General features: G+C 62.8%; 13 protein-coding genes and 1 pseudogene. 4 read left to right on the top strand and 10 right to left on the bottom strand.

Annotated elements, in window-relative coordinates; translation table 11 throughout:
- Window positions 1–4 precede the first annotated feature (4 nt).
- A complete protein-coding gene (locus DES47_RS05895) occupies window positions 5–895 on the bottom strand; it encodes a type 2 periplasmic-binding domain-containing protein (protein ID WP_133699772.1) in 891 nt (296 codons plus the stop codon).
- A gap of 90 nt (window positions 896–985) precedes the next feature.
- Here DES47_RS05895 and DES47_RS05890 point away from each other — a divergent pair, with 90 nt between their 5' ends.
- The gene (locus DES47_RS05890; RefSeq protein ID WP_133699771.1) at window positions 986–1,462 is read left to right on the top strand and encodes an Lrp/AsnC family transcriptional regulator; all 477 of its coding nucleotides are present in this window, start codon (window positions 986–988) and stop codon (window positions 1,460–1,462) included.
- A gap of 3 nt (window positions 1,463–1,465) precedes the next feature.
- Here DES47_RS05890 and DES47_RS05885 read toward each other — a convergent pair whose 3' ends face one another.
- Window positions 1,466–2,200: a glutathione S-transferase gene (locus DES47_RS05885; protein ID WP_133699770.1), complete on the bottom strand. Its 735-nt coding sequence runs from the start codon at window positions 2,198–2,200 to the stop codon at window positions 1,466–1,468.
- Window positions 2,197–3,111 carry an AraC family transcriptional regulator gene (locus tag DES47_RS05880; RefSeq protein WP_133699769.1) on the bottom strand — a complete coding sequence of 305 codons (915 nt, stop codon included), beginning with the start codon at window positions 3,109–3,111 and terminating at the stop codon, window positions 2,197–2,199. The genes DES47_RS05885 and DES47_RS05880 overlap by 4 nt, the downstream gene beginning before the upstream one ends.
- A gap of 155 nt (window positions 3,112–3,266) precedes the next feature.
- Here DES47_RS05880 and DES47_RS05875 point away from each other — a divergent pair, with 155 nt between their 5' ends.
- Complete coding sequence (locus tag DES47_RS05875; protein ID WP_133699768.1) at window positions 3,267–4,097, top strand: oxidoreductase; 831 nt, start codon at window positions 3,267–3,269, stop codon at window positions 4,095–4,097.
- Window positions 4,098–4,120: 23 nt separating this feature from the next.
- Here DES47_RS05875 and DES47_RS05870 read toward each other — a convergent pair whose 3' ends face one another.
- Both DES47_RS05870 and DES47_RS05865 read right to left on the bottom strand, forming a co-directional pair.
- Window positions 4,121–4,510, bottom strand: coding sequence for a DUF3037 domain-containing protein (locus DES47_RS05870; protein ID WP_133699767.1), 390 nt, complete (start codon window positions 4,508–4,510; stop codon window positions 4,121–4,123).
- Entirely contained in the window at window positions 4,494–5,270 is a 777-nt protein-coding gene (locus DES47_RS05865; RefSeq protein ID WP_133699766.1) for a HipA family kinase, read from the bottom strand. The genes DES47_RS05870 and DES47_RS05865 overlap by 17 nt, the downstream gene beginning before the upstream one ends.
- A gap of 232 nt (window positions 5,271–5,502) precedes the next feature.
- Here DES47_RS05865 and DES47_RS05860 point away from each other — a divergent pair, with 232 nt between their 5' ends.
- Entirely contained in the window at window positions 5,503–10,875 is a 5,373-nt protein-coding gene (locus DES47_RS05860; RefSeq protein ID WP_133699765.1) for a site-specific integrase, read from the top strand.
- Here the strand turns inward: DES47_RS05860 and DES47_RS05855 are convergent, their stop codons facing one another.
- Window positions 10,876–11,976: a hypothetical protein gene (locus DES47_RS05855; RefSeq protein ID WP_133699764.1), complete on the bottom strand. Its 1,101-nt coding sequence runs from the start codon at window positions 11,974–11,976 to the stop codon at window positions 10,876–10,878.
- Between the two features lie 92 nt (window positions 11,977–12,068).
- Window positions 12,069–12,728: a hypothetical protein gene (locus DES47_RS05850; RefSeq protein WP_133699763.1), complete on the bottom strand. Its 660-nt coding sequence runs from the start codon at window positions 12,726–12,728 to the stop codon at window positions 12,069–12,071.
- Between the two features lie 351 nt (window positions 12,729–13,079).
- Between DES47_RS05850 and DES47_RS05845 the strand changes: the two genes are divergently transcribed.
- The gene (locus tag DES47_RS05845; RefSeq protein ID WP_133699762.1) at window positions 13,080–13,352 is read left to right on the top strand and encodes a hypothetical protein; all 273 of its coding nucleotides are present in this window, start codon (window positions 13,080–13,082) and stop codon (window positions 13,350–13,352) included.
- A gap of 251 nt (window positions 13,353–13,603) precedes the next feature.
- Here the strand turns inward: DES47_RS05845 and DES47_RS05840 are convergent, their stop codons facing one another.
- The 3 genes and pseudogenes from DES47_RS05840 to DES47_RS05830 form a co-directional block, all read right to left on the bottom strand.
- Complete coding sequence (locus tag DES47_RS05840; RefSeq protein ID WP_133699761.1) at window positions 13,604–13,783, bottom strand: hypothetical protein; 180 nt, start codon at window positions 13,781–13,783, stop codon at window positions 13,604–13,606.
- Window positions 13,784–14,129: 346 nt separating this feature from the next.
- On the bottom strand, window positions 14,130–15,044 hold the full coding sequence (locus tag DES47_RS05835) for a DUF6929 family protein (RefSeq protein WP_133699760.1): 915 nt from the start codon (window positions 15,042–15,044) through the stop codon (window positions 14,130–14,132).
- Between the two features lie 539 nt (window positions 15,045–15,583).
- Window positions 15,584–16,564: pseudogene (locus tag DES47_RS05830) on the bottom strand (IS481 family transposase).
- Window positions 16,565–16,599: the final 35 nt, after the last annotated feature.

Here is a 16,599-nt window from a genome sequence, read left to right as displayed (position 1 = left end):
CGGCTCAAGCCGTGCCCAGCAGGCGCTCGAGCACCAGCGGGTGCCACAGCCGGGTGTCGCGCAGCGGCGTGGCGGCCGGCAGCTCGGGGTTGCGCAGCAGCAGCCAGTGGCGCTCGGCCAGGCGGGCGCGTCGCAGCTGCGGCCCCAGCCATTGCTCGGCCAGGGCCGCGAAGCTGCCATCGGCCAGCACCAGCTCCCAGGCCTGGCGCAGGCGCTCGGCCAGCTCCGGCCGCTTGCGGCTGATGAAGAAGTACGCGGCCGCCGGATAGGCGATCAGCCACTGCTCCAGCACGGCCAGGCCGGCCTGGGCATCGACGATGGGATAGACCTCGATCGCCCCCAGGGCGAACAGGTCGATGCGGCCGCGGCGCAGCATATCGGCATAGACGTCGCGGCGTGTGATGGTCTGCACCGGCCAGTCATTGGCCTGCAGGATGCGGCGGTCGGGCCAGCTCTCCACCTGGGCGATGCTCAGGCGCCGCGCCCGCTCCAGCGTGCGCACCCCCTCGAGCTCGGCCTTGCGGCTGGCCAGCGCGATGGGCAGGCGCAGGCCCAGCAGGCCGCGATACAGGCAGACGCGCAGTGCCTCGGCCTGGGCTTCACGCTGCGCTGTGCTGATTGAGGTGGCGAGATCGAGCTCGCCGGCCGCCAGTTGCAGAAAGGCGCGCCCCTGTGTCATGAAGGGCAGAGCCTGCAGCCGATAGGGGCCGTGGCTGGGTACGGTCTTGTCCAGCAGCAGCCTGAGCACCCCGAGCTCGTAGTTGGGCGCATTGCTGGGCAGATCAACCAGCATATGGCGCACCAGCAGGCCGGGGCCTTCGGCCGCCAGCGTCAGACCCAGCGGCGCCAGCCCCAGCAGGGCCAGGCATTGTCTGCGCGTTTGGCTTGACGACATGCATGCAAGACTAGCAGCGATCAGGCGATCACGCGACCATCGTCTGAAGGCGTTGACCGGTGCGGACCTGGGTGGCTCTAGACTCGGTGCATGCCCCTCGACCGCTTCGACCGCCTGCTGCTCAACCTCGTCCAGGAGGACGCGGGCCAGACCACCGAACGCCTGGCGGAGCAGATTCCGCTGTCGCCCTCGGCGATACAGCGGCGTCTGCGCCGCCTGCGCGAGGAGGGTGTGATTGCGCGGGAGATTGCGGTCGTCGATGCGCGCAAGGTCGGGCCCTCGACGCTGTTCGTGGTCTCGCTGAAGGTGGCGAGCGAGCGGCCCGAACTGCTCAGCGAGCTGCGCGGCTGGCTGGCCGCCGAGCCCCAGGTGCAGCAGGCCTTCTACGTGACCGGCGAGGCGGACTTCGTGCTCATCATCTCCGCCCCCGACACCGCCATCTACGACGCCCTGATGGCCCGCCTGGTCAGCGACAACCCCAATGTCGAGCGCTTCACCACCCAGGTGGCCCTGAGCGTGCTCAAGCGCGGGCTGACGATTCCGGTGCCGCTGAACGAGCCGGACTGAGTATCACCCGCCGTCGTCGAGTTCCGGGTAGTGGCGGAAGATGCCCTGCTCGTTGAACGGAATGCGCCGTTCGCTGGCCAGATAGGCGGCCACCCGGGGCAGTGCGGCCACGCGCTGATGCAGCTGCGTCACCTCGGGTGTCTGGGCCAGGGCCCGCGCCGCAGCCTTCGGGAAGGCATAGCGCAGGCCTTCCACCAGCTGGAACAGCGACAGATCGGCGTAGCTGAGCTTGCCGCCGACCAGATGGCGCGACCCGGCCGGGTTGCGCACCACGATGCGCTCGAACCACTGCAGGAACTTGGGCAGTCGCTCGGCGCAGAACTCCTTGGCCCGGCGCAGCGCCTCGGGCTTCTGGTCCTCGTAGTACAGACCGGCTCCGACCGGATGGTGGGTGTCATGCGCCTCGGTCACCATGTCAGCGATGGTGAGCTGGATCTGCTGGGTCCAGACGCGAGCCTGCTCGTTGCGGGCCACCAGCTTCAGCTGCGGCCCGAGATAGTTCAGGATGGCCGCGGTCTGCCCGACCACGATATTGCCGTCCTTGAGGAAGGGCGGCGCGAAGGGCGGCGTCGTCAGCCGCTCGTCCTGCAGGCAGCGCAGCATCGCCGGCAGGCCACGCCCCGCGTCTTCTGCGCCCCGTGCCACATCGATGTAGGCCGCACCTGCGGCTTCCAGCGCCAGCCGCACGAATTCGCCGCGACCCTGGATGGTCGGCCAGTAATGAAGTTCATAGCTCATGGGGCGGACTGTAGCTGGCCTTCGGTTGGCACCCTGGCGGCCGAGCGCAGTCGGGCGACGTCGCGCCCCGGTGGCGCACCGAACAGGCGGCTGTATTCGCGGCTGAACTGGGACGGGCTGTCGTAGCCCACGCTGAAGCCGACCGCCGCGACATCTTCCGACTCGGCCAGCAGCCGGTTGCGCGCGGCCTGCAGCCGTATCAGCTTCTGGTACTGCAGCGGGCTCATCGTCGTGACGGCGCGAAAGTGCCGGTGAAACGAGGACGAACTCATCGCCACCATCTCGGCCAGTTCTTCGATGCGAACCGGCTTGGCAGGGTGGGCCCGTATCCAGCGAATCGCCCGGCTGATCTGCGACAGGCGGCTGTCGGCCAGGCCGATCTGCCGCACCATCGCACCCTGCTCGCCATTCAAGAGCCGCCAGAGGATCTCGCGCTCCAGCATCGGGCCGAGCACGGCCGCATCGCGCGGCCGGTCCAGCAGCCGCAGCATGCGGATCATCGGTTCGAGCAGCTCGGCGGGCGCGGTGCTGACGCCGAACCCGGCCGGCTCGGTAGTCGCTTGATCGCTGCCGGCCACCTCTAGCAGCAGGCTGGTGATGGCGGTCGGCTTCAAGGTCAGGCCGACGGCGAGATAGGGCTCCTCGCGGCTCGCCCGGAACACATGGCCGGCGATGGGCAGATCGACCGAGACCACCAGATACTGCCCCGCGCCGTACTCGAACACCTTGTCGCCCAGCACCGCCCGCTTGGCGCCCTGGGCCACCACGGCAAAGATGGGCTCCATCACATGATGAGCCAGTTCGGTGGGCGCATCGACCGATATGGCCCTGATGCCGGATGCGCTTGGGGGTGCCTGCGTCGACCCCGCGTGGCGGGCGATCAGCAGGCGAAGTTCTTCGATAAGCTCCATGGCGCCACCGTAACCGGCGCACGCCGCAGGCGCAAGGGCCACCCGCATGAGCCGCCTCGGGTTGGCAGGATCGTGCAAGAGCCGGGCAGCTTAGTGCTACCGCGAAAGCCCCGCCGGGCGCTCCAATGCACGCTTGCCCAATCAAGGAGTTTCTGATGCAGAAGACATGGTTCATCACCGGCGCGAGCCGAGGTCTCGGTGCTGAAATTGCCAAGGCAGCCCTGCGTGCGGACGACCGCGTTGTCGCAGCGGGCCGCAGCCGGGCGGCGGTGAGCGACTGCCTCGGGCCCGACAGCGACCGGCTGCTGGCGGTGGAGCTCGACGTCAACAACGAAGCGCAGGCGCAGGCGGCCGTCGATGCGGCGGTGCTCAGATTCGGCACCATCGACGTGCTGGTCAACAACGCCGGCTACGGCCATCTCGGCCTGTTTGAAGAAACCTCGGCGCAGGACGTGCAAACGCAGTTCGGCACCAATCTGTTCGGCGTGTTCAGCGTGACGCGGGTGGTGCTGCCCATCATGCGCGCGGCACGCAAGGGCCGCATCTTCAACATCTCGTCGCTGGCTGGCCTGCGCGGCACCGCGTTCGGCTCGCTGTACTGCGCTAGCAAGTTCGCGCTCGAGGGGTTCTCCGAGTCCTTGGCGCAGGAGGTCGCACCGTTCGGCATCCGGGTCGTGATCGTCGAGCCTGGCCCGTTCCGCACCGATTTCCTGAGCGCCGAGTCCGTTCACTTCGCGGCTCATGCGGTGACCGACTATGACGAGGCCCGGGCCAGCCTGCGCGCCTCGTTCGAGCAGCGCAACGGGCGCCAGCCCGGCGACCCGGCCAAGCTGGCCGAGGCCCTGGTGCTGCTCGCCAACGAAGCGGAGCCACCGCTGCGCTTCGTGGCCGGTTCTATCGCCTTCGATGCGATCAGTGCCAAGCTCAGCGATATGCAGACCGAACTCGCCCGGTGGCGGTCGCTGAGCGTCGGCACCGATGGCTGACTACGCTCGATAGTCAGCTAGAGCTATCGGCGCACCATCCGGTCAAAAACGCAGTCCAGCGCGGCATCCAGGTCCTGGCAGCGTCCGGTGTGCACCGCCGAGGTCTGCAGGCTGGTGCTGCGCGGTGCCACCAACCAGTGGAAGCGCTCGCGCACCGAGAGCGCACCGATGGCGCCCGCCTCCGGGCCGCCCGCGCAGATCAGCGGTATGGCGGCCAGACTGGAGCGAATCTGCTCGATGTCCAGTTGGGGCGCCAGCGCATGCAAGGCCGCCACAGCGGCGGTGTCGAGCTCCACCCTGGCTTTCAGGAAGCCGTTGGCCGAGCAGGACAGGACCACGCCGACATTGACGAATTCGCCCCGTTCCACGCGCGGCACCACCCGCACGATGGCGTAGTCATAGGTGCTGCGCACGCAGGGCCTCCTCGACAAATTGGTGGGGCGACTGCAGCCGTTGGACGAAGTACCGGAAATAGGCCTCGCGCTGGGCCGTAGCGTCGGGGAAGTTCTCGTCCTCCTGCAGCCATGCGTCGGGAATCAGCTGCGTGATGCGCTCGATGATTTCGGGTGACAGACGCGCGCTCATCAGCGCATCGGCCTCGCGCAGCCCGGTGGCCCGGCGCAGCAGCACATGGTCCTTGATCATCGGGAAGGGTGCATCGCTGCGTTGCAGGCCGGTGCTCCAGTTGTGATGGAAATACAGCGCCGCGCCATGATCGATCAGCCATAGCCGGCGATGCCACATCAACATATTGGCATTGCGGGCGCTGCGGTCGACATTGGACACCAGGGCATCGAACCAGACGATGGCCGAGGCCAGAGCCGCGTCGGGGTGATCCACCAGCGGATCGAAGGTAACGGAGCCGGGCAGGTAGTCCAGCGCCAGATTGAGGCCGCTGCTGGCACGTATCAGGTCCTGGATCTCGGGGTCGGGCTCGGTGCGGGCCAGGTCGCCGTCGAGCTGCGCGAAGACGATTTCGGGCATGCTCAGGCCCGCCGCACGCGCCAGTTCACCAGCCACCAGCTCCGCGATCAAGGCCTTCGGGCCTTGGCCGGCGCCACGGAATTTCAGGACGTACAAGCCGTCATCATCGCCTTCAACGATGGCAGGCAGGGAGCCTCCCTCGCGCAGCGGTGTGACATAGCGCGTGACGTTGACAGTGCGAAGCGGCATGGCTCACAACCCGAGATAAGGCGCGAAAAGCAAACACGCCCTCGTGGAGGGCCCGTCGCTTCGTGCAGCTTTTTGGTGCGCCCGGCTTCGGAGTCCAAGCATGTTCTTGGTACTTGTTTAGTTTTCAAACTACGTTTTACGTGATTAATCGTTGTAAATCAAAGGCTTGTGAGTGATCAATCGAGGGAGTGAATTTACACTGAAACCCAATTAATAGCGAATTTCGTCTATCTTGGATGCCAGTTCCCCCGCTCAATCGACGACCATTGGCCAGGATCCAGCTTATACCAAGCTCGATTCAGTCGTACGCAGGATCAACGCCGTTGAACTCTTCATGCGGCTGCGTGCTGTGTCGGTCGCCAGCTCGAAACCTGATGCAGCCCGCGCCATTGTTGCCTTCGTAGCGGGCCGCGAGCGCAATGCGATCTTGTCCTCCTGGGCCGAAGAGTCAGACATTGCTTTTCAACTCCAGTGCCTAGGTGGTGCGGTATGGGCTGACGCTGGCTCAATGACCGAGTTGGAGCCGGTGAGTGCGGCGCTGGTCGTCTCCACAGCTTGGTGGGGGTCCCTCGAAGATCATTACTTGGCCGCCATGACGGCCGGACGACGGGCATTGCCGGATGACCGCGTGTCCACTTGGCTAGAGAAGCTGCGAGTCTTCTTGGTCGTCTCCGCCTTTGAATCGCAAGGCGCCGGGGTTGTTGGTGAGAAGCACCTGCAGACGCTATGCCGCCGCATCCGTCAAATTTGCGATAGTACAAACGAACCGAAACGTGCATGGCTCGAGCCATTGATCGCAGAGACAGTCGGATTCCCGGACTTCATCGAGGCGACGCGCCGGCAGTGCGCGCTGGCGCTGCAAAAGGCAGAAGACCCCAAGGAGCGTGAGTTTCATCGGGCGCTCATCGCCGTTCTGGATCACGATTGGCGGGCGATCAGTAACTGGAGTAGCCCCCAGACTTCGCCACACCTTGAGGCCTTCCCCAGAGCGCAGGCATCGGAAGCGTTGCCGCCGACCGACGCCACGTGGGAGGACGATCCGCCGGGAATGGCGGGGTATGTCGAGCAAGGTGGTGAGGCCCAGACCATTGCCAATGGCGAAGTCGATAACACGCACTCGGCTCCGCGGCAGCGCAAGGAGGGCTCGGGACTGATCCTGCAGGCGCTCGAGGAGACCCAGTACTTGCGGCATTCCTGGCATCGCCTCAGCCACTGCGAAGAGGCCGCGTTCCTGCAGCGGTTGAATGAACTCCTATGCGCGAAGGAGCGCCACGATCGAGTCGGCGCGGCGCTCGTTGCGATCGCGGTGTTGACTTCGAGTAGCCTCAACGGCGTTGGACGGCTCGCTATTCGACGTGGCCTATGCAAGGATTGGGCTATCCACCTACCCAAAGGCATCCTGCGGCGGCTGCCACCGCGATTCGAGCGGCGTTGGCAGGCGCTTGCTGATGATCGACCCTCGGCCGCCGGATGGGTGAGGCCTATGGCCGACGACTGGCGCTTTGAATTGGCCGCCCCAGTGCTTGCTCCCCTGCTTGAGCCCGGCGTCAAATTGGCTGGCGACAAGCAGATCAAGCAGATTTGGTCGCGCGTCAGCCCCGGTAAGCCCCTCGACAACTGGTTTGGGGAAACATTTGCCGCGACCGACGCACTGGCGCGCCTGACCAGTCCGGTCACCGCCACGATGCTGGCTCAGCACGCGTTTGAAGAATCCGACGATCACGCGTTGGCTCGGCTGGTGGGCTCCAGCACGAGAACCGGCCTGCCTTCGGCCTGCGCGTATGGCTCGTACCGCGCGCCTGAGGTGCGCGGTGGACTTAAGAGTCCGCTCGCTGACGGAATTGCAGAACTGATGGCACCGCAGGCTGACTGGGCGGTTAACGCGGCCGGTAGCGAACTGGACGTTGATCTCGAACGACTTCGTGTCCAGATCAAGCGCCTGCGTCGCAAGGTGAACGATGTGGCAAAGGATCCTGCACGTTGGGTCGATCACCACAACTTGCTCACATCGTTCTGCGTGCTAGCCCTGCTGGCCAGTACGGGCGGGCGCCCAGTCACTTCGCCATTCGAGTCGTTGGCCTGGATCGATCTCGACGGCCGTCGAATCTATGTTGAAGACAAGCACAGCGGGCCGTCGCGCGGCGCGCGCTTGTGCGTTCTTGCCGACCTCGCGGCTGATCTGCTCAATGAGCACTATCTGCCTCACCTGAGGCGGTTGTCCCGATCACTCGAGCCTTTCACTCCAACGTTTGCCGCCGAGATCACCAGGGTTCTGTCTCGCAATCCCGAGAGTCAGATCCCGATGTTCTTCTACTTACGCGCAACGCCGAGCCTGGACTGGTTCGAGGTCAGTGAAACACAGTTGTCGTTGATGTGCCAAATCGATTGGCCGCTCCCGTGGAACGTCTTCCGGCACCTGCACTCGACACTGCTTCGGCGCAAGAAACTGCATCCGGAGATCAGGGACGCCTTGCTGGGCCATGGCGACCGCGGCGCGGAAAGCCACGGCGACTTCTCCTGGCGCGTCCCGGCAGACGACCTCGAGGCCGCGAGGCCGCTAGTCAACGAATTGATGGTCGAGTTTGGCTTTGCATTGCCCAACCAGACCTTGGTGCCGCTGTCCCTGAGTGGCGTCGCAGCGAACGAGCCGACTACATTTGCATCGCGCCCGTTCGGTCGGCAGAAGCGGGCCACGCTTCGGGAGCGCACTCATGCGGCTGCGCGTCAAACCGCTCGGGCCGACATTCAAATAGGGCTCAAGGGTCGCCCGCCGGCAACGCTGTCGGATGTCGAGTGGGACAAGATTGCCCACTCCATGTTGATGCGCAAGAACAAGACGCCTCACAACATGGCGTCACTTCGATATGAGGTGTTCGAGGACTATCTGTCCGAGATCTGGCGGGACAATGGAATCTACAAGACGACCAAGCGCCGCACCATTCCAGTTCAGGAGGCAACGGGGCCATTCTCGGAAGAAGTCATTGAGGCGCAATCGCGGCTTGCACATCTTCGAGAAGCCTTTGATCAATTCTCTGCTCGCCTGTCTGCCCGTGCCCCACTGCCTATCTTGGCAGCGTGTTTGGCGGCGTTCGATCTGGCGCTGTATTCGCGGGTAGGAAACCTGCAGGCATTAGTGGATCTCGTCCGCAATGCGCCGACGATCTCTGTGGTCCTGTTCCAAGGACGTGCTTGGTTCGAATGGTCCTACCGCGGGGATTGGTACGACGGACTGCCGGTCTATAGAGTACCGATCACTGATCGGGCTGCTCGCTGGATAGGTCATGCGCAAGCGAGCGAGAAGCGTCTCAAGGTCTTGCCCCACCTGCCGGCTGGATTGGAGTTTCTGAAACCTGAGTCGACCGATGACCTGGGGAAGAGTCTGGCACGTGCGGTGAACTTGGTGGCTCAGGCGAACTCACTTGAACTCCCCGGTGCCGTCGCGGCGATCCTCAACAACAAGCGCCAGTGCGCGGCTCTGCCGCATGCGGATTGGTTTCGAGTCACGCACCTCGAGGCACCGATCTCAGCCGCCAACGAGCCCGCGGCAGAGGCCTCGCAAGATGTTGAGCGCGAGCAGGCCCTCTTTCGGCATCATCCAGGCGGGTCTATCGAAACTGCAGAGGAAGACTCTTCGCTTCTGAGATGCACGACATTGTTCAAAGCGATCGGCAAGATCCTGAGCGACGACCTGATGCGAATCGACAAGAAGGCAGCTGAGATCGCGCGGGAGGTAAAAGCCTCGACATTCGCCACTGGAGATGCTCCGTTCGTGCTTGCAGAATATGTGCAGCACTTGTTGAAACGGCCGAAAAAGTCAGGACCCAGTGGTCGATTGAAATCGTCGACAGCGCGCCGATACTGGGATTCACTTGCGCCGGGCATCAGAGACGCCGCTGCCGATGAGAGTCTGACCAGTGCGGACGATGAGGAACTCACCGAAATCTACGGCGCGATTCTGGACACGACCGATCACATTGGCAGCTCAATCCTACCCACAGGTGAACCCAGCCCGCCAGCGGCCAGCAACAAACCCAGCGATGCGCGAAGTCGAACGTTCAAAGAACTCGTGGAATTCCACGAGTTCGCCCGCCGGCGGTATGGGATCGAGGATCCCGATTGGGCTGAGATATCTCCCGGCGACTCTGTAGGCAGTGGACGGCCGGGCGTTATCTTGCCGCAAGAGTACAGCGTGGCTCTGCAAAGCTTGTGTTCCGGCGGCAGGCCCGAAAGCCTGAGCGATGCAGTGCTTGCCAGCGCTTTCGTTCTGCTTGTTTGCGCGCGATTTGGCTTGCGGACGAAGGAGTCGGTAGGGCTGCACCGGAGCGACTGGATTGACGCCGGCGGCGCCGTCGTTGTGCTTGTGCGGAGCAACGCCACCCGCGGGCTGAAGACGATCCGATCGAAGAGGCAGGTTCCACTGGTGGGTACGTTCAACAGTATGGAGCAATCCGTAGTTGACGAAACCCTGCGGCGTTGGGCAAACCGTGAAGGTGTCAGGCGAGAGACTCCACTTGTTGTCGGAGTGGGTCGAGTCCATTTCAAGCAGCAAAAGGCAGCCATATCCCGCTGCCTCTTGCCGCTACTCAAGCGTGTTACGTGCAACCCTGCCGCGACGGTGCACCACCTGCGACATAGCTTTGCAACGCGCCTGCTTGCGTTGTTGGTTGGCAAGCATCAGGGCAAAGGCATCGCCTTCGAGTCCACTGAGTCAGAGCATGCCAGGCAACTGCTGCTTGGAAGCACTCGAACCAGTCGTCGAACGCTGTGGGCCGTCGCCCGTATGCTGGGCCACGCGTCTCCGGCCATGACACTGAAGGCCTACTTGCATGGGATGGAAGCGTGGCTTCCGATTCCCGACGATCGGGCTCCACTGGGGCCAGCGCCCAGCCGTTCCGCCCCGATCGACTTGGATGCACGGAAGCGCCGTGACGACTACCTGTCAATTCAAATCGAGCCCGAACCCGAGCCAGACGATCAGTCCTCCGAGCCGTTGCTGCTGCGTAGCATGCGCTACTTGAGGCTGCGATCGATTGGACAGGCTAGTGAGGCTGCTTCGCAACAGGCACTACTTAGCGATGATGAAGCAAGCCAACTAGTTGAGCGCATAGCGGAGGCAGGGAGGCGCCTCACTAGAGCGGGCGGAGAATTGAGTGTCATGAAGATTGTGTCAAAGGTGCCGATCGACCGCTGGGACGACTTGATCCTATTGGCCTTGAAGAGTCCATCAGTCGGGCAGACCGTCGACTGTCGTGATTGGCTCCCGACGATTGGCAGCAGCCGACAAATACTGCTGTTTCTGCCGCATCACTTCGCCTGGGTAGGGGCATTCGTCAGGTGTTTCGGATTTGGTGCCGCCGACATTCAATTGGCACACAAGAAGGGCCTCTCCAGTATCTTGTCCGGCTGCGCAAATGATGCCGGGCTTACCGAACTCATGAAGGAGCGGGGCGGGGAGCTGCAACTGGATGTCGCAAAGTTTGGGCCACTGCGGCACGAGGCGCCCGACCGAATTGCAATGCTCCCCTTGCGTTCCGGGTTAATCAGGACTTCCTACGAGTTGCTCTTGATCTGGATCGTTTGGATAAACGCACAAGATAAGAGTTAGTCATTCAGACATCAGGCCCATAATGCAGAGTTGGTTCAGGGCTATCAATTCCCGACTTTCGGCCTTTGATCCGACGGTTGTTTCCCTGTAGGTGACCTCGACCTTCTCTGCGTTTCGGCTTGCAAGATCGATGACCTTCGTGAGCCACCTGGCCTCGTCGAAGCTGACGTCAATCACGGCGCCGCCCAGCCGCTCGATTAGGTGGACGGTCCGTTTGCTCTTGATGAATCCATCGACATGGCACTCCAATTTGATCAATTGGGGTTCCTTGTGAGACTCAGGCTTTGGCGCCAGCGTCCCGCCAATTGAATCCTTGGTCCGCCAGTTCGGCGCCTCTATGACCAGTTGGCCGGGAAGCGTCCTCCCGCCGATCTGCGATAGCACGTTGCGTGCGTGGGCCGCGACATCTGCGGCGACTTCCCTGGGCGCGTTGTCGCTTGGGGTTCCGGCGAGATCGGCGCGCTGCAGCGGTTCGAACATATCGACCGTCGCTGGCAGGGGGCGGGGCGATGATTCCGGCCCATGGATTAAGCACAGAAAGAACGCGCGAATCATGTTTTGGACTCCGGATGAATCCAGTGTTTGTTTGTGTTGTGCCGGCACGCGAAACAAGACGCGGGCGGTGCCATGGTTCGCTCCAAAAAGCATGCTTTGGCTGATGGTGACTTCAGAGGGATTGATCTTTAGCTCACTGGCCAGCATGTGTTTGATTTCGACCGCGATCGGAGTAATTTCGCGCCATTTAATGGAGCCGAAATCGGCGCGGACGTCCAATTCAGTATCGGTGCCCCCAAGCAGCTGCGCCTTGATTGAGGATGAAATCGTCAGAGCCAGCTCCGCACCCTTGTCACCCTCGAAGGATGGGCGTGGTACCGCTTGCACTTGCGGCCGACGGTCGCGTGAATCGTCTTTTGCAGGCGGATTGACATCGATGCGTGCCGCCGCTGCTGGTGCCAAGAGGCCGGCCGCGTCATTGCGCCCTTTGTTGCCGCGCGGTTTTGCGGATGCTCGGATGTCCGTGCGAGTTTCGGTGGATCGCGTACGACCAACCTTCGCAGGCTGATCGATGACACGAGTGTTGGGCGTATGGGCGTGGTTCATAGTCTGGTCCTTGTTTGTTGCGCACTTGGCGGCGTAGTGCCAAGTGCTGAGCTGGATGCGTCGCGGGTTCGGTATGGCTAGGCGTGCGACCTCTACCGTTCGTCAAGGATGAGATGCATGCTGGCTCGTTGGAACATCACTGCCTCTGCCGCCGAGCCGGGTTTTGGTTGAGCATCGGCGCCCATCTCGTCGATCAGCTGCTCGCAAAGTTCAACAAACATTGAGGTGATGCTGGGACTCTGTTTGGTCGCCGCCGCGAGGCGCGGAAGGACGCGATGAATCGTCCGAAATGCAGACTCAACTTGGCCGCAGGCAGCCTGGCTTGCCGCGAGAAGCTCGCCGACTTTGATGACGTCGGCGTCGCAGCAGACGTCATGGGTGATCATGATCTGGAGCGCATCAGCCAGAAGGGGGACGGATGCCGCACGTGTATGAAGGAACCATGTATGGCACCCCTGCGCGGCAACGTTCAGCGCTAGTGCTTCGTGGGCCGATGGGAAGTGAGTTCGAATCGAGGATTCGGCTTCGCGAAGCACATCCAACTGCCCCGCATCGAAGTGCTCCGCTCCGTATGAAACAGACAGCCACGATCTGGCCAACTGGCTGTGTGGGTGCGACCTGCCTAGGTCGCTCTCGAGTTGGTCGCAGTACTTTTCTAGTGCCTCAATTCGTGGCACGAAGCCAAACCACTCTAACCACGGCCCCCGGAAATGGTGGGCGAGGAGGGGGCTGTGGAGGGGGCGATTGCTCATGATCAGGGCTCCTTTTTGAGCGCGAGAGCCAACCAACCCTCCGGCGGAGGATTCAGGTCGGTTCGACCGCGAATCAAAAAAAGAGCCGATCAAGCGTGAGCTTCATCGGTGACCCTGTTGCGAGTCGGCCAATCGGTCGGTGACCGGATTGGAGGCAAAAAAAGGCAATGCTGTACCAGCAGCCGAGCGATTTCGAACTTACAGGGTGGGTATCGGCCGATCGTGCTGGGACTTTAGGGGTGGGCGCAAAATATTCTCTGAGCAGCCCATCCTTAGGACACGTTCGGCGTACCCGTGTAAGGCGACACGACAAACTGACTCCCTTCGTGGAAGGAGGTCGAAGTGCAAGAGATGGACGAGCAAGCTCCCCGGTCCGAGTGGATCGAAGGGAGGCAGGCGATGCAAACGCCTGAGGAGGTTCAAGCGATGCTCAAGCTGGCGTCGCTTGGCCGGTGCGCCAAGCGCATCGGCCGCGAGCTGGCCTGCAGCCGCAACACGGTGCGCAGCTATCTGCACCAAACGGGTTGGCAGCCCTACCAGTCGCCGCAGCGCCCGGGCAGGCTGACGCCGCACCGGCAGTGGCTATCAGGTCGAGTTCACGACTCTGGGGTGACGCCGAGATGATCGTCAAAAAACCTTGCGCAGTGCCCCCCACTGGCCTTCGCGGCGTACATTGCCGCATCCGCGTTGCGTAGCAGCTGGTCCGGATTGACCTGCTCCCATCCTGCCGTACCAACCTAAGCGAGCAGGGGTTCGCAATTCAGGAGAATCGCAGTTCACGGTGCACCTCGGCATGCTCCAGCACGGCCACGTCCAGCAGGTTCTTCAGCCCGGTCTGGTAGTAGCTGTTCAGACAGTCGTTCGGCGGTCTGGGCTCAGCCTGCCAGTGGCTTGGGCTGAGTCAGGTAGGCGATGCGGACTCGGCGCGTGGACCAGAGCTGCAACTGGTCCAGGGCCTCAAGGCTGGTGACCATGCGCCGCGCTGCGAACGGCGCGGACGAACGCAGGCACTGGTCCTGCCTGGGGCGGGCACCATTCGTCTTGGCATGGAACATCACCGCACTCCGTCTCAGCGAAGAAGCCTGGTTCGAAAGACCGGCAAGAAGCAACCTGAACGGCAGGCGCAGGCCATGAGAAGGCAGGCACTCGACGCGAGGGGCGTCAGCGATGAAAGGCTTGCTTGTTGGGGATGAGCATGCCGAACAGCAAGCTTGAGGGCCGCGACGGACTCGCCGCAGCCAGGAGACCTGGGTTACGGTGTCGAGTGCGTTGCGCCGCCCACCTGGGCACGCTTGACATCACTGCTACAACTGGCACTGTCCACGCATGCGACTCCGAAATGAAAGTGCGCGATTGTTGCACCGCAGCAGCGCCCACATCAGCCCGAAACGGCCTTTTGAATCAGGCGCTTGGCGACTCCAGCGTCGCGCCCAGCAGCAAGGCAGGCGTGTCGGGATCGTCGGCGTCGGTCACCATCCGCAGTTGCAGCAGGCCGTTCTCGACGTTGACTGCAATGCCTTCGGCCTTGCATCTCAAGGACAGGGGCAGCACGGTGCGGAGCTCGCCATTGGCCGCGACGACGCCGACCGCCGACCCCCGGCATGGGCCGTCTGCATAGTTGTCGAAAGTGGCTTCGGCTGCCGCACAAAACACCCAACCGCCATCCGGGAGCGCTGAGCCATCGGTAAAGCACAAGGGCACGCCGTCGATGTCACCGAGGTCGTACTGGGTGGTTGATACCGGCTGAGGTGCAGGACCAACACCGCACAGCCAGTTCTGGGTGCTTGCCCAGTCGAAACTGAGCAATGCGTTGATCGGGGTCGCTTCATTACCCCGCTGTAGCAGGCAGAAAGTGCCTTCACTGACAAAGGCACCTTCGATATTCAGCTGCTCGTGCCGCACGTGCAGCGAGGCATACAAGAGCGAGAGGTCAACCTCCCGCACAGTGCCATCGAGTTCACCTGCGCTGTCAAGCGCCAGCAGGGCGGCGCGTTGCCGCTGCTTCCGTGACCCCGAGCCCAGGGCCAGCAGTGCGCCGTGCGGGTAGCCAGAAAATGCAGGCAGCAACGCAAGCGCTTCAAGGTCCGGCTTGGCTGCTTTGCGGGCCTTCGGTGCGGACGGCAACTCGCCACCGAAGAGGCGTACGAGCGTGCCCTCCTGGTCGCCTTCAAGGCTGAACACGCCAAGCATATTCTCGTCATCGGCGATGACGTACAGCCGATGGCCAATCTGGATCAGACCACTGGCTGCACTGAGATGCACTCGTCCGGATTCGGTTTCAACCAGCAGTGTTCGAAGCACTTGGACATTCAGCATTGCATGGCTCTGAGGGAAAGTGGGCCAGATGGTACTCATCTCGCCCAGGCTGCATTGAGTGGCTTGCCGCTGACACCTAGTATCGGAGGCACAACGGTCGCACGCCATGGCGCCCGTCAAATGACTGCTGACCGCCGCAGCGGGCATTCGCGCCGTCGACCGCGAATGCCCGCAGCCAGCCTGTTTCTCAAGTTAGACGGATTGCGGCTCTGCAGCGGTTGCTGCGGTGGCCGCCGCCGTGCGGACTCACGCTACTTAGCACCAAGCAGTCGTTGGGCTTAGCTCCAGGCGCTGCATTGAATGCCGGCTCTGCGAGGTACTGCAGTCGTAGGGCTCTCAAATGGCGGGTGGTGCCGTGGCAGTGACAGCTTCCCCGCTACCCGAACTCGCGGTCCCGACCCGCCAGAGCCATTCGGCATGGGAGAGGCGATGACAGCAGTGCATTGAAACCCGTCATCTAGCGCGAATCAAGCCCAGTTGGCTTGTCACCCCTTCAATGGCGAAAGACGGTCGCGGCGATGCGACTCTGAATCACCAACTTAAGCATTGAGGCAATACGTGTCAGGTCCCGGGTGATTGACCACCCTCTTGGCGAATAAATCTGGATGGCTGACTTGCCATTTCTTGAGCGCCTGGATCGGCGTGTTCAGGTCCAGAGCGCGCTGGGGCAGATGCTCGTTGTAGAGCCAGACGAAGCGGTGCAGCGTCGTCTCCAGATCATGTGCGCTGTTGAAGCGGTGCGTCTTGAGCACCTGGGCCAAGCGCCCATTGAAGCGCTCGACTATGCCGTTGGTCTGGGGGTGTTTGGGCTTGGTCAGTCGGTGATCGATGTCCAGTGCTAGGCACAGCGCGTCGAACTCGTGTTCCCCGCTGGCGTCCTTCTCGCGCCGACCAAATGCACGATCGGTGAACTCGCGCCCGTTGTCAGTCAGCAGCGTCTTGACCTTGAACGGCGCAGCCTTGTGCAAGGCATTGAGGAACGAGCGCGCTACTGCGGCGGTCTTCTTGCTCTTGATGGCGATGAACACCCAGCGCGTGGCCCGGTCGATGGCCACGAACACGTAGCGCCTATCTGCCTCGTCTTCCATCTGGGGCAGGTACTTCACGTCCATGTGGACGTAGCCCGGCTCGTAGGCTTTAAAGCTCTTGACCTGGGTCTTCTCGACTTCGGGCTCGGGCAAGCGGTTGACGCCACGCCGACGCAGCAGCCGGTCCAGCGCAGAGCGGCTCATCGCCGGCTCGATGAACTCCCGCACCACCGCCAGCAGGTCGTCCAGCGACAGGCGCAGGTGCGTGCGCAGATAGACGACGATCTCCTCCTGGCCGGCATTGAGCGTGGTCTGCAGCCGGTGAGGTGTGTGGCTGCCATCCTCGACCGTGCTGCGCTTGCGCCACTTGCGGATCGTGAATTTGCCGACACCGAAGCGCTACGCCAATTCGGTCTCAGTGCCGTGGGCCGGCTGGATCGCCAAGCGTGTCGCAGGCGTCGTCGTAGCGTTCTTGTGCAAGCTGATCAGCATCGTGCCCTCCGCTGGTTCAAGTCTGCCAGAAGGCC

This window comes from Roseateles toxinivorans (assembly GCF_004362525.1).
Lineage (GTDB): Bacteria > Pseudomonadota > Gammaproteobacteria > Burkholderiales > Burkholderiaceae_C > Paucibacter > Paucibacter toxinivorans.
The sequence above is the reverse complement of the archived record's forward strand: the minus strand, read 5'-3'. Positions and strand labels throughout refer to the sequence as shown.

Coding starts and splice junctions, on each gene's coding strand:
- DES47_RS05895 (WP_133699772.1), bottom strand. CDS start 895: ATGTCGTCAAGCCAAACGCGCAGACAATGCCTGGCCCTGCTGGGGCTG.
- DES47_RS05890 (WP_133699771.1), top strand. CDS start 986: ATGCCCCTCGACCGCTTCGACCGCCTGCTGCTCAACCTCGTCCAGGAG.
- DES47_RS05885 (WP_133699770.1), bottom strand. CDS start 2,200: ATGAGCTATGAACTTCATTACTGGCCGACCATCCAGGGTCGCGGCGAA.
- DES47_RS05880 (WP_133699769.1), bottom strand. CDS start 3,111: ATGGAGCTTATCGAAGAACTTCGCCTGCTGATCGCCCGCCACGCGGGG.
- DES47_RS05875 (WP_133699768.1), top strand. CDS start 3,267: ATGCAGAAGACATGGTTCATCACCGGCGCGAGCCGAGGTCTCGGTGCT.
- DES47_RS05865 (WP_133699766.1), bottom strand. CDS start 5,270: ATGCCGCTTCGCACTGTCAACGTCACGCGCTATGTCACACCGCTGCGC.
- DES47_RS05855 (WP_133699764.1), bottom strand. CDS start 11,976: ATGAACCACGCCCATACGCCCAACACTCGTGTCATCGATCAGCCTGCG.
- DES47_RS05850 (WP_133699763.1), bottom strand. CDS start 12,728: ATGAGCAATCGCCCCCTCCACAGCCCCCTCCTCGCCCACCATTTCCGG.
- DES47_RS05845 (WP_133699762.1), top strand. CDS start 13,080: ATGGACGAGCAAGCTCCCCGGTCCGAGTGGATCGAAGGGAGGCAGGCG.
- DES47_RS05840 (WP_133699761.1), bottom strand. CDS start 13,783: ATGTTCCATGCCAAGACGAATGGTGCCCGCCCCAGGCAGGACCAGTGC.
- DES47_RS05835 (WP_133699760.1), bottom strand. CDS start 15,044: ATGCTGAATGTCCAAGTGCTTCGAACACTGCTGGTTGAAACCGAATCC.